Origin of the sequence: Dyella sp. S184 (genome assembly GCF_009766065.1) — a bacterium.
Lineage (GTDB): Bacteria > Pseudomonadota > Gammaproteobacteria > Xanthomonadales > Rhodanobacteraceae > Rhodanobacter.
This window is the reverse complement of record NZ_LMUE01000003.1, coordinates 353,432-368,310: the sequence shown is the minus strand read 5'-3', so window position 1 is coordinate 368,310 and position 14,879 is coordinate 353,432. Positions and strand designations below refer to the sequence as shown.

15 protein-coding genes are annotated in these 14,879 nt (G+C 62.3%); 11 read left to right on the top strand and 4 right to left on the bottom strand.

Annotated features, from left to right (window positions below; translation table 11 throughout):
* Window positions 1-2 precede the first annotated feature (2 nt).
* The 8 genes from GSQ75_RS09225 (at window position 3) to secF (ending at window position 8,498) form a co-directional block, all read left to right on the top strand.
* Window positions 3-782 (top strand): ABC transporter permease, encoded by a 780-nt coding sequence (locus tag GSQ75_RS09225; RefSeq protein WP_254058517.1) that lies wholly within the window; start codon window positions 3-5, stop codon window positions 780-782.
* A gap of 44 nt (window positions 783-826) precedes the next feature.
* Window positions 827-2,053 (top strand): sensor histidine kinase, encoded by a 1,227-nt coding sequence (locus GSQ75_RS09220; protein WP_158754282.1) that lies wholly within the window; start codon window positions 827-829, stop codon window positions 2,051-2,053.
* Window positions 2,054-2,129: 76 nt separating this feature from the next.
* Complete coding sequence (locus GSQ75_RS09215) at window positions 2,130-2,732, top strand: response regulator transcription factor (RefSeq protein WP_158754280.1); 603 nt, start codon at window positions 2,130-2,132, stop codon at window positions 2,730-2,732.
* A gap of 65 nt (window positions 2,733-2,797) precedes the next feature.
* The gene (gene queA / locus GSQ75_RS09210; protein WP_158754278.1) at window positions 2,798-3,829 is read left to right on the top strand and encodes a tRNA preQ1(34) S-adenosylmethionine ribosyltransferase-isomerase QueA; all 1,032 of its coding nucleotides are present in this window, start codon (window positions 2,798-2,800) and stop codon (window positions 3,827-3,829) included.
* Window positions 3,830-3,855: 26 nt separating this feature from the next.
* Window positions 3,856-4,995: a tRNA guanosine(34) transglycosylase Tgt gene (gene tgt, locus GSQ75_RS09205; RefSeq protein WP_158754276.1), complete on the top strand. Its 1,140-nt coding sequence runs from the start codon at window positions 3,856-3,858 to the stop codon at window positions 4,993-4,995.
* A 215-nt stretch (window positions 4,996-5,210) separates the two neighbouring features.
* Complete coding sequence (yajC, locus tag GSQ75_RS09200; protein ID WP_158754274.1) at window positions 5,211-5,540, top strand: preprotein translocase subunit YajC; 330 nt, start codon at window positions 5,211-5,213, stop codon at window positions 5,538-5,540.
* Between the two features lie 102 nt (window positions 5,541-5,642).
* Complete coding sequence (gene secD, locus GSQ75_RS09195; RefSeq protein WP_158754272.1) at window positions 5,643-7,526, top strand: protein translocase subunit SecD; 1,884 nt, start codon at window positions 5,643-5,645, stop codon at window positions 7,524-7,526.
* A gap of 9 nt (window positions 7,527-7,535) precedes the next feature.
* Window positions 7,536-8,498 carry a protein translocase subunit SecF gene (gene secF / locus GSQ75_RS09190; RefSeq protein ID WP_158754270.1) on the top strand — a complete coding sequence of 321 codons (963 nt, stop codon included), beginning with the start codon at window positions 7,536-7,538 and terminating at the stop codon, window positions 8,496-8,498.
* 71 nt (window positions 8,499-8,569) lie between these two features.
* Here the strand turns inward: secF and murU are convergent, their stop codons facing one another.
* From murU to GSQ75_RS09170, 4 genes are all read right to left on the bottom strand, one after another.
* A complete protein-coding gene (murU, locus tag GSQ75_RS09185; protein WP_158754269.1) occupies window positions 8,570-9,274 on the bottom strand; it encodes an N-acetylmuramate alpha-1-phosphate uridylyltransferase MurU in 705 nt (234 codons plus the stop codon).
* Window positions 9,271-10,311, bottom strand: coding sequence for a phosphotransferase (locus GSQ75_RS09180; protein WP_158754267.1), 1,041 nt, complete (start codon window positions 10,309-10,311; stop codon window positions 9,271-9,273). The genes murU and GSQ75_RS09180 overlap by 4 nt, the downstream gene beginning before the upstream one ends.
* Window positions 10,312-10,404: 93 nt before the next feature.
* Window positions 10,405-11,730: an ammonium transporter gene (locus GSQ75_RS09175; RefSeq protein WP_158754265.1), complete on the bottom strand. Its 1,326-nt coding sequence runs from the start codon at window positions 11,728-11,730 to the stop codon at window positions 10,405-10,407.
* Window positions 11,720-12,058, bottom strand: a complete 339-nt coding sequence (locus GSQ75_RS09170; RefSeq protein ID WP_158754263.1) for a P-II family nitrogen regulator — start codon at window positions 12,056-12,058, stop codon at window positions 11,720-11,722. Before GSQ75_RS09170 ends, GSQ75_RS09175 begins: the two co-directional genes overlap by 11 nt.
* Before the next feature lie 244 nt (window positions 12,059-12,302).
* Between GSQ75_RS09170 and GSQ75_RS09165 the strand changes: the two genes are divergently transcribed.
* The 3 genes from GSQ75_RS09165 to GSQ75_RS09155 are packed head-to-tail and all read left to right on the top strand — an operon-like array spanning window position 12,303 to window position 14,877.
* On the top strand, window positions 12,303-12,773 hold the full coding sequence (locus GSQ75_RS09165; RefSeq protein ID WP_158754254.1) for an SUF system Fe-S cluster assembly regulator: 471 nt from the start codon (window positions 12,303-12,305) through the stop codon (window positions 12,771-12,773).
* Between the two features lie 8 nt (window positions 12,774-12,781).
* Window positions 12,782-14,248, top strand: a complete 1,467-nt coding sequence (gene sufB, locus GSQ75_RS09160; RefSeq protein ID WP_174236708.1) for a Fe-S cluster assembly protein SufB — start codon at window positions 12,782-12,784, stop codon at window positions 14,246-14,248.
* Window positions 14,248-14,877: a carboxypeptidase-like regulatory domain-containing protein gene (locus GSQ75_RS09155; protein ID WP_158754250.1), complete on the top strand. Its 630-nt coding sequence runs from the start codon at window positions 14,248-14,250 to the stop codon at window positions 14,875-14,877. Before sufB ends, GSQ75_RS09155 begins: the two co-directional genes overlap by 1 nt.
* The last annotated feature ends 2 nt before the right edge of the window (window positions 14,878-14,879 follow it).

Here is a 14,879-nt window from a genome sequence, read left to right as displayed (position 1 = left end):
TCATGTCTGTCACCGAACTGGCAACGACCAGCATCATGCCGCGCAGCCGCATCATCGGCGCCTATCTGGAAGAGGCGCGCAGCGAATGCCTGCGCTACATGCGTGCACCCGGCTTCATGTTGCCGATCATGCTGTTTCCCGCGATGTTCTATCTGTTGTTCGGCGTGCTGATGGCAAAGTCGAATGGCGTCGATGCAGCACGCTACCTGCTGGCCAGCTACGGCGTGTTTGGCGTGATGAGTCCGGGCCTGTTCGGCTTCGGCGTGTCGTTGGCACTGGAGCGTGACGGTGGCCTGCTGACTTTCAAACGCGCACTGCCAATGCCGCCGGGCGCCTACCTGCTGGGCAAGATGCTGATGGCGATGGCTGCCGCTACCGTGGTTATCCTGTTGCTGCTGGTCATGGCATTGCTGCTGGGGCATGTGACGCTGAGCCTGACCCAAGCCGGCGCGTTGTTGCTTACTGGCATGCTTGGCGTGCTGCCGTTCTGCGCGCTGGGCATGTTTGTCGGCACTCTGATCAAGGGCCAGGGTGCACCTGGCATGTTGCAGCTGATCTACCTGCCGATGTCATTCATGTCTGGGCTGTGGTTCCCGCTGCCGATGCTGCCGAAATTCCTGCAGCAGATCGCACCGGTATGGCCGAGCTATCACCTCGACCAGCTGGCGTTGGCTGCGGTGGGCATGCGACAGGGGACCTTGCTGCCGCATGTGCTGACACTGTTCGGATTCACTGTGGTGTTCCTGCTGCTCGCTGCGCGGCGCCTGCGCCGGTATGGTTGAAGTAGCATGCTGTCCTAGCCGATTTCCCAGCGAAAAACCACGCCATGATCCCTGACTTCATTGCACGATGGTTCACGCCAGCGCCCGATTCGGGTGTGGCCGACGACATCCGGCACGGCAAGTCGCCGTGGGCCGACAGCGTGCATCTCCTGTGGTTGATGTGGATCTTCATCACGCCGCTGTTCGATCACGGGGTCGCCGGCTACACGCGAAGCTGGCTTCTTTTCACATTGCTGTCTCTGCCGGTATTTCTATTGCTGTTCGCCAGGATGCAGCTGGCGCCGCGGCGGTTGGCGCACTTCTATCCGCTGGCCATGGTCGTCTTGAGCATGGGGCTGTTGCGCTGGTATCCGAGCGGCATGAGCTATTTCATCTATGCCTGTGTGTTGTCGCGCTTCTGCACCATGAGTTTCCGCTTGTACGTGGGCCAACTGCTGCTGCTGAATGCCGTATTCGTTGCACTGGCCTGGTGGATCGGCTATCCGAACTCATTGCTGGTGATCATCCCCGGCACAGTGCTCGTCATCAGCGCCATCACGGCAGTCGAGCACATGAGCAAGGAGAAGGACGCCGCCCTGCGCCTGTCACATGACGAAGTGCGCCGGCTTGCTGCCACCGCCGAGCGCGAGCGGATCGGCCGCGACCTGCATGACTTGCTTGGCCATACGCTGTCGCTGATCACACTGAAGCTCGAACTCTCGCGCAAGCTGTTCGACCGCGATACCGAAGCGGCCAAGCGTGAGGTGGAGGAAGCAGAGAAGGTGGCGCGGCATGCACTGGCGGAAGTGCGCAGCGCGGTGACCGGCATCCGAGCCACCGACCTCGCTGCCGAACTGGCGTCGGCGCGACTGCTGCTGGAGTCCTCGCGGGTGCATCTCGACTACGGTCATCCACCCGTCGACCTGCCGGTCGATGTCGAGCGTGGCCTCTCGTTGATACTGCGCGAGGCAGTCACCAATATTGCGCGCCATGCCGATGCCAGTTCCGCCAAGATCGAAATGGTTCGCGAGCGCAACAGCGTATGCATGCAGATCAGTGATAACGGTCGCGGTGGCATTGACCAGGATGGCAATGGTTTGTGCGGCATGCGGGAACGCGTGCGTGCGTTGGGTGGCAGCTTGACGATCGAGTCGTCGCGTGATCAGGGTACACGTCTGCGTGTCGTAGTCCCGGTGCCGATTCTGCGTCTGGTTGAAAGGTCCCGGTCAGCGGCGGATATGCCACTGACCGATCCGCTGACGAGCGCGGTTCCCGGTCAGCCCGTCGCGTGAGTCAATTCCTGTTTCCCATGCTCCTTCAGGTTATGACATTCTCGGCAGCCCTCAGTCGGCATAAGGAAAATATTGCATGATCCGTGTCCTGCTGGCTGAGGATCAGGCGATGGTGCGCGGTGCACTTTCGGCACTGCTCAATCTTGAATCCGATATTGAAGTGCTCGGTTCAGCTGCTGATGGTGAGGCCGCCTGGCGCGAACTGCAGCGGCTGAAACCCGACGTGCTGATCACCGACATCGAGATGCCTGGCTTGACCGGGCTGGAGCTGGCGCAGCGCATCCAGCGTCAAGAACTGCCGATGAAGGTCGTCATCGTCACCACGTTTGCGCGCCCCGGTTTCCTGCGTCGCGCACTGGATGCCGGCGTGTCCGGTTATTTGCTGAAGGATGCGCCTGCGGAGAATCTTGCCGAGGCATTGCGCACCGTGCATCGCGGCGGCCGCGCGATCGATCCACAGCTGGCGCTCGAAGCCTGGTCGGAGGCCGATCCGCTGAACGATCGCGAGCGGCAAGTGCTGCGGCTGGCCGGCGAAGGCCAGTCTGCCGGCGATATCGCGACGCAGCTGAGCTTGTCGCACGGTACCGTACGCAATTACCTGTCCGAGGCGATCGGCAAGCTCGGTGTCGCCAATCGCATCGAGGCCTATCGGCTGGCACGACAGAAAGGCTGGCTGTAGGTTGTCGTACAAGGGCTGGCGTAGTGCGGGATAATGTCCCGTTTTCGCCTGTTGGCCAGCATCCCTTGAAGAAGTCCGATTTCGATTTTGAACTGCCGCCCGAGCTGATCGCACAGGCGCCGCTGCCCGAGCGTTCGGCCAGCCGGATGTTGCTGCTCGATGTGGCGGCACAACTGCGGCAGGACCATATGTTCCGCGAGCTGCCGGACTTCCTGCGGCCGGGCGATTTGCTGGTGTTCAACGATACCCGCGTACTGCCGGCGCGCCTGTACGGACGCAAGATCAGTGGCGGCGCAGTGGAAATCCTGATCGAGCGGGTCACTGGCGCGCACGAGGCGACCGTGCAGCTTGGCGTCAGCAAGAAGCCGAAGGAAGGTGGCCGGATCGAGCTGGCCGACGGCAGCCATGCCGTGGTGCTGGGGCGCGATGAAGGCTTTTTCCGGCTGCATTTCGAGGCGTCGGAGCCGCTGGAAAAGCTGTTGCTCAAGCTCGGTGAGATGCCGCTGCCGCCGTATATCGAGCGGCATGCCGATGCCAGCGACCTGGAGCGCTACCAGACCGTGTTCGCGCGTGAGCCCGGCGCAGTGGCCGCACCTACGGCCGGCTTGCACTTCGATGAGGCGATGCTGGCGACGCTGCGCGAACGCGGCGTCGAGTTCGGTTACATCACGCTGCATGTGGGTGCCGGTACATTCCAGCCGGTGCGTGCGGATGATCTGAGGGATCACCACATGCATCGCGAATGGCTCAATGTCGGTGCCCACCTGATCGGGCAGATCCGCCGCACGCGCGCCAATGGCGGTAGGGTCATCGCGGTGGGCACCACGGTGGTGCGCGCGCTGGAAAGTGCGAGCAAGAATGGCGAGCTGCACCCGTTTGCCGGCGAGACGCAGATATTCATCTTCCCGGGTTACCACTTCAGCAGCATCGATGGCCTGCTGACCAACTTCCATCTGCCGCAATCGTCCCTGCTGATGCTGGTGTCGGCACTGGCCGGGCGCGAATTCATGCTGGATGCCTATCGCCATGCGGTCGAGCAGCGTTACCGCTTCTTTTCATACGGCGATTCGATGCTGATCCTGCCGCAGGGCGGCTGAGCGGCAGCAGCGGTTAAACTGGGCGGATGACTGCCATGAATTTCGATCTCTTCGCCACCGACGGCGCTGCCCGCCGCGGTCGCCTGACCTTTGCCCGCGGCACGGTGGAAACGCCGGCGTTCATGCCGGTGGGTACCTATGGCTCAGTCAAGGCGATGACGCCGCGCGACGTCACCGAGATCGGTGCCGAGATCATCCTCGGCAACACGTTCCACCTGTTTCTGCGGCCCGGGCTGGAGATCGTCGAGAAGTTCGGCGGTCTGCACAAGTTCATCGGCTGGAACAAGCCGATCCTTACCGATTCCGGTGGTTTCCAGGTGTTCTCGCTGGCGCACAAGCGCAAGATAACCGAGGAGGGTGTGACGTTCGCCTCGCCGGTCGACGGCTCGAAGGTGTTCCTGTCGCCGGAAGTGTCGATGCAGATCCAGAAGACACTGGATTCGGACATCGCGATGATCTTCGACGAGTGCACGCCATACCCGGCCATCGAGAAGGTGGCCAGCGACTCGATGGAGCTTTCACTACGTTGGGCCGAGCGCTCGCGACGGGCGTTCGATGATCTGCAACGTGTCGATTCAAGGCCGCCGAATGCGCTGTTCGGCATCGTGCAGGGCAGCGTGTACGAGAACCTGCGCCAGCGCTCCGCGGCAGGGCTGGTGAACATCGGTTTCGACGGCTATGCGGTCGGCGGCTTGGCGGTCGGCGAGCCGGAGGCCGAGCGCAACCACGCGCTGGATTTCACCGTGCCGCTGCTGCCGGTCGACAAACCGCGCTACCTGATGGGCGTGGGGCGGCCGGAGGATATCGTCGAAGCGGTGCGCCGCGGCATCGACATGTTCGACTGCGTGATGCCGACCCGCAACGCGCGCAACGGCTTCCTGTTCACTGCCGAGGGCACGTTGCGCATCCGCAATGCGAAGTTCGCTACCGATACGCGGGTGATCGAAGAGGGCTGTGACTGCTACGCCTGCAGCAACGGTTTCAGCCGCGCCTACCTGCGCCATCTTGATCGCTGCAACGAAATCCTCGGCAGCCAGCTCGCGACCATCCACAACCTGCGCTATTACCAGCGCCTGATGGCGGGTCTGCGGGAGGCGATCGTCGAGCACACGCTGGACGCCTTCGTTGCCGGGTTCTACGCGCAACGGCAAGGTGACGGGGCCTAAGCCGCCGCAGGGCGACTGAGACTCCCTATGGCGGCTGTACCTGTCTCGTGGCCGGGCTTGCAACGGGCGACGGTCGCCCTCAATAGGGATCGGGGCGTGATCCGAGGCGTCATGCGGTGCCGTGCATGGCGTGAGGGCGCATGGCATAATCGACGATCTTTTATCGGGCGTTCAGCTAAAATCGTTGGCTGCGCCATAACTTGCGAGACAAACCGATGAGTTTTCCGATCTCCCCCGTGATCGCCCAGGCTGCGGCTGCGCCTGCCGGTGGCGGCTTGCAAATGATCATCATGATGGTGGTGCTGTTCGGCCTGATGTATTTCATGATGATCCGCCCGCAGATGAAACGGCAGAAAGAGCATCGTGCACTGATCGCCGCCCTGGCCAAGGGTGACGAGGTGGTCACCAATGGTGGCATTGCCGGGCGCGTGGAGGAGGTGGGCGAGACGTTCATCACGGTCGAGATCGCCGCCAACGTGAAGGTCAAGGTGCAGAAGGGCTCGGTTTCTCAGGTGTTGCCCAAGGGCTCGCTGAAGTCCGTTTGATCGATGGGCTCGAGGCACCGCGTGGCGGTCGCCTCTCTCGCGATTATTCCTCGATTGTTGTTACCGCCGCGGCTGTTGCCGCGGCCTTGATGGATTCAGGGCATGAGTGATTTTCCCCGCTGGAAGTACGCGCTGGTCGCGCTGGTGATGCTGTTCGGCATCATTTACGCATTGCCGAATGCATTTATCCCGTTGCCGGCGGTACAGGTCACCGCCAACCGCGACGCTGCGCCGATCGATCAGTCCACACAGCAGAAAGTGGCGGCTGCACTTACCGCACAGCACATTGCTGCTGGTGAAGTGAAAGTACAGGGCGATCATCTGCTGGCGACCTTCACCAACTCCGATGTGCAGAAGAGCGGCGCTGATGCGATCAAGGCAGCGCTGGGCGACGGCTACACTGTCGCGTTCAAGCTGCAGTCCACCGTCCCGGGATGGCTGAGCGCGATCGGCGCTCGCTCGATGCCGCTGGGCCTCGATCTGCAGGGCGGCGTGCATTTCCTGATGCAGGTTGATGAGAACGACGTCATCGACAAACAGGAAAACAGCTACGCGGACGATATCCGCGGCCTGCTGCGCGACAAGAACATCCGTTACGAATCGGTTGCGCGCAACCCCGTGCGCGGCCAGGGCATTGCGGTGATCCTGCGCTCGGCCGACGATCGCGCCAAGGCATCGGACGACATTGCCAACGAATACACCGACCTTCTCGTGGCGGATGGCCCAAGCACCGGTGACCGCTTCGTGCTCAACGCTACGGTCAAGCCGGAGAAGCTGCGCGAGCTGTCGCTCAACACGATCAAGCAGAATCTGGCCACATTACGCAACCGCATCAATGCGCTGGGTGTCTCCGAGCCGCTGATCCAGCAGCAAGGTGACAGCCGCATCGTAGTCGAGCTGGCTGGTGTGCAGGATCCGGCCGAGGCGAAAAAGTTGATCGGTGCCACCGCGACCTTGCAGTATCGCGCGGGTATCGGTTATGCCGGCGATCAGGCCGCACAGGATGCTGCCCGTACCGGCAGCATTCCGCCAGATGCGAATCTCTACTACATGCGTGGCAGTCATCTGCCGGTGCTGGTAAGCAAGCAGATCATCGTGACTGGTAATGAGCTGGTGGATGCGGTTTCGGGTACCGATACGCAGAGTGGCACGCCGATGGTCAGCGTGACCCTCAATGCCACCGGTGCGAAGAAGATGGGCGACTTCACCAATGCCAACATCCAGAAGCCGATGGCGGTGGTGTACGTGGAGCGCGTGACTGAAACCAAGATGGTCGACGGCAAGGAGGTGCGTACGCCGAAGATCACCGAGTCAGTGATCAACGACGCCACCATCCAGAGCGCTTTCAGCCGGCAGTTCCAGACTACGGGTCTGGGCAGCCAGAAAGAGGCCTCCGATCTGGCGCTGCTGCTCAAGGGTGGTGCGCTGGCTGCGCCAGTCGACATCGTCGAGGAGCGCGTGATCGGTGCCAGCCTTGGTCAGGACAATATCGATCAGGGTTTCAAGGCGGTCTTGCTCGGCCTGGCGCTGGTTCTGCTGGCGGCGGCGATCTACTACAAGCTGTTCGGCCTAGTGGCCGATATCGCTCTGTTCTTCAACCTGGTGATCCTGGTGGCAGTCATGTCACTGATCGGGGTCACCCTTACCATGCCGGGTGTCGCCGGTATCGTGCTGACGCTGGGCATGGCGATCGATGCGAACGTGCTGATCTGCGAACGCGTGCGTGAGGAATTGCGCAACGGCTCGACACCGCATGCCGCGATCCGCGCCGGTTATGAGAAGGCGTGGTCGACCATTCTTGACGCCAACGTCACCCACCTGATCGCTGCGCTGGCGCTGACCACGATGGGTACCGGTGCGATCAAGGGCTTCGGCGTGACGTTGATGATCGGCATCCTGACCTCACTGTTCACCTCGGTGACGCTGACTCACGCGTTCACCGCGCTGATCCACGGCCACCGCAAGCTCAAGACGCTGTCGGTCTAAGGAACCACCATGGAAATTTTCAATCACGACAGCAATATCCCGTTCCTGGGCATGCGCAAGTACAGCATTGCCATCGCGCTTGCGCTGATGATTGCCTCGATCGCGCTGATCGCGACCAAGGGTCTCAATTACGGCCTGGACTTCACCGGCGGCGTCTCGATGGTGGTCGACTACGATCAATCAGTCCAGATTGCCGACGTGCGCGATGCACTGGCCAAGGGTGGTCTCGATCATGCCGTGGTGCAGACTCTCGGCGGCACCCGTGAAGTGTCGATCCGCATGCAGCCGAAGGACGACCCGGGCGCGGTGCAGACCGACGGCAAGGTCAATCTAGATCGCATTGCCGCCGACGTCACCCGGATGCTGCAGGCTTCACGCCCGGATGCGAAGCTGAAGAGCCGTGATTACGTGGGTTCGGAAGTGGGTGCGGAACTGCGCAGTGATGGCACCGTAGCTGCGGTGTTCGTGATCCTCGGCATCATGGCTTATCTGTGGATCCGCTTCGAACGCCGCTTCGCGATCGCCGCCGTAGCGACCGAGATCCACGACGTGCTGGTGACGCTGGGTATCCTGGCGCTGGTGCAGCGCGAGTTCGACATGACCGTGCTGGCCTCCGTGCTGGCGGTGATCGGCTACTCGATCAACGACAAGGTGGTGGTGTTCGACCGTATCCGCGAGCTGTTCCGTCTGGCGCGCAAGGCGGAGCCGGAAGAGATCCTCAACCGCTCGATCAACAACACCTTGTCGCGAACCATCATCACCTCGCTGTTCACGGCGATCACCATGGGAGCGCTGTATTTCTTCGGTGGCCCGGCGGTGCACGGGTTCGCCGTGACGATGTTGATCGGCATTCTGGTTGGTACGCTGTCCTCGATCTTCGTGGCCAGTCCGATCCTGCTGTGGCTGGGTGTGTCGAAGAAGGACCTGATGCCGGTGACCAAGGAGAATCCGGAGCTGGCGCGTCGTCCGTAAACGCACTGGTTTTGCTGGAACAGGAACGGCCCGGTTTGCACCGGGCCGTTTTTTATGGTGATTCGTCCGAGTTATTTGCGCAGTGCGGTTTCAAGTTGAGCGAGGCGCTCGGGCGTGCCTACATCGGTCCATGCGCCGTGGTAGTGGTTACCGCTGATTGCGCTGCCAGCCATCGCCGCCCGTAGCAGCGGAACGAGCCTGAAGCGTGGCGGTTTTGCCTCCGCACCGGCCGCAGTGCCGATTACGTCGCGCCAGTTCCTTAGCAGTTCGTGGCGATACACGCCGATGCCGCTGAAAGTCAGTCGTGTGTCGCCTTCGTCGTGCACGATGCCCTGCGCATCCAGTGCGAAATCACCGTGCGGATGCTGTACTGGATTGTCGACCAGCAGCAGGTGCGCAAGGCCGGTGGGTTCGCTGGGCAACGCTGCGAAATCAGCATCGCACCAGATATCGCCGTTGACTGCGATGAACGGTTCACTCCCAAGCAGCGGCAGCGCGTTCAACATGCCGCCGCCGGTCTCCAGCGGCGTCGTTCCTTCGTAGGCATAACGGATGCGCAGGCCCCAGCGTGAGCCGTCTCCCAGCGTGTCGGGAAACTGCTCGGCCAGGTGCGAGGTGTTGATCACCACGTAGTGCACGCCAGCCGTAGCCAGCTTTTCCAGGTGCCATACGATCAGCGGTTTGCCACCAACCTTCAGCAACGGCTTGGGCGTGTAATCGGTCAATGGACGCATGCGTTCGCCGAGACCGGCGGCAAAGATCAGCGCGTGCTTCATGCCGCCACCACCCGGGTCAAGTCGTGGCCCTGTGTTTGCCGTTCGAGCAGCGCGGCGAAGTCAGCCAGTTCGGGATAGCTGCGTGCCACCGAGATCACGTAGTGGTAGACGCGCGGCACGTCGGCGAGATAACCGGGTTTGCCGTCGCGGTACCACAGCCGATAGAACTGCCCCAGTACGCGGATGTGGCGATGCAGGCCGGTCAGATCGAACCAGCGCAGGAAATGTTCGCGGTCGATTTCACCGCCGATCAGGCCAGCACCGTGCAGTCGTTGCCGGTAGGACTCCACCCAGCCTTCGACGCGCTCGCGGGGCCATGCGATGTAGGCGTCGCGCAGCAGTGAGGCCAGGTCGTAGGTGACCGGACCGGCCAGGGCACCCTGAAAATCAATAATCCCTGGACTCAAGAGTCCAGGGGCGGTGATACCCGAGTTGTTGTTGACGATCAGTAGATTCCGGCTATGAAAGTCGCGGTGCACGAAGCAGCGTGGCTGCTCCAGCGCATTGCGAGTGATCACGGCGAAGGCGGCCTCCAGTACATCCCACTCGCCGCAGTCTGGGGTGTGGGCCAAGTGCCGGCCGAGAAACCATTCCGGCATGACTTCCAGCCCGCTCGTCAGCACGGCATGGTCGAACGGTGGCAGCCCGCTGTAATCCATCCGGGTCTGCATGCGCAGCAACGCATCCATCGCGTCGCCGTAGAGCGCATCCGCGGTGTCTTCGTTCAATGCCGGCAGGTACAACTGCGTACCCAGGTCTTCGATCAACAGGAAACCTTGCTCCAGGTCGTGTGCATACACGGCCGGCACGTGCAGGCCGACTGCGGCCAGCTGCGCGCCAATCGCCAGCCACGGCCGCGGATCTTCCTGTGCCGGCGGCGAGTCCATCACGACCCAGCTGCGCCCTTGGTGCTGCGTGCGCCAGTAACTGCGAAAGCTGGCATCCGCCGAGGCAGATGCCAGCGTCAACGCGGGGTCGCCGAGGATGCTGCGGGCCCAGGCGAGGCGGGCGACGGCGCGGTCTTGAATGCTGTCCATGAAGTCGATCGCTGACGAAACACGAACAGCTTATCAGGCTGCCACAGACACCTCGCCTCTGGCCACGCCGCTCAAGACAACTGGCCACGCCGTTCAAGACAAGTTGTATGCCCGCTCCTCGTGTTCGGCGAGATCCAGTCCGATCTGTTCCTGCTCGGCATCCACGCGCAAGCCCATGACGCGATCGAGCAGCTTCAGGATCGCCAGACTCAGCACGGCGCTCCACGCGATGGTGAAGCCCACGCCCTTGGCCTGGATCCACAGCTGGCCAAACAGCGAGGTCACCGTGCCGAAACCGCCCAGCTTCGGCGACGCCAGCGGGCCGGTAAGCAAGGCGCCGATGATGCCGGCAATCGCGTGCACGCCGAAGACGTCCAGCGAATCGTCGTAACCGAACCGCTGTTTCAGCTTCGTGGCGCTGAAGAAGCACACCACGCCGGCGATCAGGCCGAGCACCAGTGCACCGCCCGGGCCGGCCGTGCCCGCGGCCGGTGTCACGGCCACCAGTCCGGCTACCGCGCCCGAGGCGATGCCGAGCACGCTGGCGCGCTTGTGGGCGATCCATTCGACCGCGACCCAGCCGATCGCGGCGGCGGCAGTGGCGATCTGGGTCACCAGCATTGCCATGCCCGCGCTGCCGTTGGCGGCCACGGCCGAGCCGGCGTTGAAACCGAACCAGCCCAGCCACAGCAGGCTGGCGCCGATCACGGTGTAACCGAGGTTATGCGGCGGCATCGGCGTATGCGGATAGCCTCGGCGCTTGCCGATCACCAGGCAGGCGACCAGGCCGGCGATGCCGGCATTGATATGCACCACCGTGCCACCGGCGAAATCGATCACGCCCAAATCGCCGAGCAGCGAGCCTGGACCGCTCCACACCATGTGCGCCATTGGCAGGTAGACGAAGGTCAGCCACAACCCGCTGAACCACAGCATCGCGCTGAACTTCATGCGTTCGGCAAACGCGCCGATGATCAGCACCGGAGTGATGATCGCGAAGGTCAGCTGGAACATCACGAACACGCTTTCCGGCACCGTCTGGTACTGCGAGGCCGGCGTCAGCCCGGCCAGCAGGACGCGATCCAATCCGCCAATGATCGAGTGCAGGTTCACGATGCCGGCATGCATGCCCTCCGTGCTGAAAGCCAGCGAATAGCCGTAGAGCATCCACAGCACGGTCACCAGCGCGGTGATCGCGAAGCACTGCATCATCACCGACAGCAGGTTCTTGGCGCGCACCATGCCGCCGTAGAACAGCGCCGCGCCGGGGAGAGTCATCATCAGCACCAGCATGCTGGCGACGATCATCCAGGCGGTGTCGCCGCTATTCAGTGCTGGAGTGGGGGCGGCTTGCGCCAACGCGGAGAACGGCGCCGCAAGGCCGCAGCAGAGGACGAGCATCGTTCGCTTAGAGCGCATCGGCGTCGAGCTCCTGGGTGCGAATGCGGATGGCCTGTTCGAGCTCACCGACGAAGATCTTGCCGTCGCCGATCTTGCCGGTGCGCGCCGCCGTGCTGATCGCCTCGATCGCATGCTCGAGGCGATCGTCGGCGACCGCCACCTCGATCTTCAGCTTGGGCAGGAAATCGACGACGTATTCGGCGCCACGGTACAACTCGGTATGTCCGTGCTGGCGACCGAAGCCTTTCACTTCAGTTACGGTCATGCCCTGCACGCCGGCCTCGCTGAGCGCCTCGCGCACATCGTCCAGCGTGAATGGCTTGATGATGGCCGTGATCCACTTCATGTCGTGCTCCGCGCGCGATGATCCTTATTGCGGTGCAGCACGATGCGTGCCATCGCTCGAGTGCAACGGATCTCACGTTCTTCGACGGTTTGTGCTCTGTGGACAGACGGATTTGCACAAAAATCGGGAAAGTGGTGTCTTTATTTGCTCGATTAAGGTGCGTTCCGCTTTCGCCATTGACCCAGCGATGTCGAATCAGTACCATTTTAGTCCCGATTCAGTGACCTCAGGCCAGAGCGCACCCATGCTCCGTGTCAGCCGCCTTACCGATTACGCCACCGTGGTGATGACTTGCATCGCCGCGCACCCGGCTGACGTACTCAGCACGGTGCAGATCGCCGATGAGACGCGGCTGGAGTTGCCGACCGTCAGCAAGCTGCTGAAGGCGCTCGGCCATGCTGCGCTGGTCGAGTCGTTCCGTGGTGTGAATGGCGGTTACCGGCTGGCCCGGCCGGCTGCAGAAATCTCGCTGGCGGAAATCGTCGAGGCCCTGGAAGGGCCGATCGGCATGACCGAATGCAGTGTGGCCGAGGGTCAGTGCGATCGCGAATCGCAATGTGGTGTGCGCGGCAGCTGGCAACAGATCAACAGCGTGCTCGATCACACCCTGCGTGCCGTGAGTCTGGCCGACATGCTGAAGCCGCCCCCGGCCCGGCCGGCACCAACCAAGCACATCGCGGCGACGGTGAAAACCGACGGGGCCACCATCGAATGAATGACACCATGACCAGTGAAAGCAGCACCGCCACCACGCTTCGCGACAATGCCGAAGTGGCCGCGGCGCTCGGTCGCGGGTACTCGGCCGGCTTCGTCACGGAAATAGAGATGACCGGCTTGCCGCCGGGACTGAGCGAAGACACCATCCGTCAGCTGTCCGCGATCAAGCAGGAGCCGGAGTGGATGACCGAGTGGCGGCTCAGCGCCTATCGCCACTGGCTGACCATGCCGAAGCCGGACTGGGCCAAGCTGAAGATCGACCCGATCGACTATCAGGCGATCAGCTATTACGCGGCACCGAAGGCTGGCCTGAAGTCGCTGGACGAAGTCGATCCGGCGTTGCTGGCGACCTACGAGAAGCTGGGCGTGCCGCTGCACGAACGCGCCCGGTTGGCTGGCGTGGCGGTCGATGCGGTATTCGATTCGGTCTCGGTCGGCACCACGTTCCGCAAGGAACTGGCCGCCGCCGGCGTGCTGTTCTGCTCGATGAGCGAGGCGATCCGCGAATACCCCGAGTTGGTGCAGAAATACCTCGGCAGCGTGGTGCCGACCGGCGACAACTTCTTCGCCGCGCTGAATTCCGCAGTGTTCTCCGACGGCAGCTTCGTATTCATCCCGAAGGGCGTACGCTGCCCGATGGAACTGTCCACCTACTTCCGCATCAATGCGCAGAACACCGGGCAGTTCGAGCGCACCCTGATCGTGGCCGAGGAAGGCAGCCACGTTTCCTATCTGGAAGGCTGCACGGCACCGAAGCGAGACGAGAACCAGCTGCATGCCGCGGTGGTCGAACTGGTCGCGCTGGAAAAAGCGCAGATCAAGTACTCTACCGTGCAGAACTGGTATCCAGGCGACGAAAACGGCGTGGGCGGCATCTACAACTTCGTCACCAAGCGCGGCGACTGTCGCGGCGATGACTCGAAGATCAGCTGGACCCAGGTCGAAACCGGCTCGGCGATCACCTGGAAATATCCCAGCGTGATACTGCGCGGCGATCGTTCGGTCGGCGAGTTCTATTCGGTGGCATTGACCCATCATTACCAACAGGCCGACACCGGCACCAAGATGATCCATCTCGGCAAGTACACCAAGTCGAAGATCGTCGCCAAGGGCATCAGTGCCGGACGCAGCTCCAACAGTTACCGCGGCCTGGTCAAGATGGAGAAGGGCGCCGAAGGCGCGCGCAACTACACCCAGTGCGATTCCCTGCTGATCGGCAAGAAATGTGGTGCGCATACCTTCCCGTACATGGAAGTGAAGAACCCGAGCGCGATCGTCGAGCATGAAGCGACCACCTCGAAGATCTCCGACGATCAGATGTTCTACTGCCGCTCGCGTGGCATCAGCGAGGAAGACGCCGTCTCGTTGATCGTCGACGGCTTCTGCAAGCAGGTGTTCCGCGAACTGCCGATGGAGTTCGCGGTGGAGGCAAAGAAGCTGCTGGAAGTATCGCTGGAAGGGGCGGTGGGTTGATGAATGTCCACGGCAAGCGCGGCCGGCGCGCCGTGGCCGCGCGGCAGGCACCTTCTGGCCTGGACGCTGTCATGAGCCTGTCGATGGTCAACTCCTCCATGTCTCGGGAAAATCCAAGGAAACACAGCATGAAATTGTTTTCCAGCGTACTGCTGATCGCTTCGATAGCAGTACTTTCGGGCTGCATCCCCATTCCGATGAAGCATCACAATCTCACCGCTCCGCTGATCAGCGGTACCGTGACCCGCGCGGGTGTTCCCGTGTCCGGTACCCACGTGCAACTGGTCGATCAGTTCGATGACACCGGTGCCCCCGCGCCCGGCGCGCTCAAGGACGAGGCGGTCACGGATCAGCAGGGGCATTTCACCGTGGGGCCGCTTTCCCGCGTGACGAAGAAGAGAGTGGATCTGCACACCGTGCCGTGGGGCTTGCGCCTGTCCTCCGACGACAAAACCTGGCAGCCCGGGTGGCTTGTGGACCCGACTGTGTACGGCGAGGTGCCGAAAGCACCGATTTCGGCCTTGTGCGACTTCTCGGTGGACAGCAAATCCAGCGCGATCGATGGTGACCTCGCGGTCGCGGGCAATGGCCGGTGCATCCTGCAATTGGTCGAAAAAACGAAGAAATGAGC

Coding starts and splice junctions, on each gene's coding strand:
- tgt (WP_158754276.1), top strand. CDS start 3,856: ATGACTGCCATGAATTTCGATCTCTTCGCCACCGACGGCGCTGCCCGC.
- GSQ75_RS09170 (WP_158754263.1), bottom strand. CDS start 12,058: ATGAAGTGGATCACGGCCATCATCAAGCCATTCACGCTGGACGATGTG.
- sufB (WP_174236708.1), top strand. CDS start 12,782: ATGACCAGTGAAAGCAGCACCGCCACCACGCTTCGCGACAATGCCGAA.
- murU (WP_158754269.1), bottom strand. CDS start 9,274: ATGAAGCACGCGCTGATCTTTGCCGCCGGTCTCGGCGAACGCATGCGT.
- GSQ75_RS09225 (WP_254058517.1), top strand. CDS start 3: ATGTCTGTCACCGAACTGGCAACGACCAGCATCATGCCGCGCAGCCGC.
- secF (WP_158754270.1), top strand. CDS start 7,536: ATGGAAATTTTCAATCACGACAGCAATATCCCGTTCCTGGGCATGCGC.
- GSQ75_RS09165 (WP_158754254.1), top strand. CDS start 12,303: ATGCTCCGTGTCAGCCGCCTTACCGATTACGCCACCGTGGTGATGACT.
- GSQ75_RS09215 (WP_158754280.1), top strand. CDS start 2,130: ATGATCCGTGTCCTGCTGGCTGAGGATCAGGCGATGGTGCGCGGTGCA.
- GSQ75_RS09155 (WP_158754250.1), top strand. CDS start 14,248: ATGAATGTCCACGGCAAGCGCGGCCGGCGCGCCGTGGCCGCGCGGCAG.
- GSQ75_RS09180 (WP_158754267.1), bottom strand. CDS start 10,311: ATGGACAGCATTCAAGACCGCGCCGTCGCCCGCCTCGCCTGGGCCCGC.
- yajC (WP_158754274.1), top strand. CDS start 5,211: ATGAGTTTTCCGATCTCCCCCGTGATCGCCCAGGCTGCGGCTGCGCCT.
- GSQ75_RS09220 (WP_158754282.1), top strand. CDS start 827: ATGATCCCTGACTTCATTGCACGATGGTTCACGCCAGCGCCCGATTCG.
- GSQ75_RS09175 (WP_158754265.1), bottom strand. CDS start 11,730: ATGCGCTCTAAGCGAACGATGCTCGTCCTCTGCTGCGGCCTTGCGGCG.
- secD (WP_158754272.1), top strand. CDS start 5,643: ATGAGTGATTTTCCCCGCTGGAAGTACGCGCTGGTCGCGCTGGTGATG.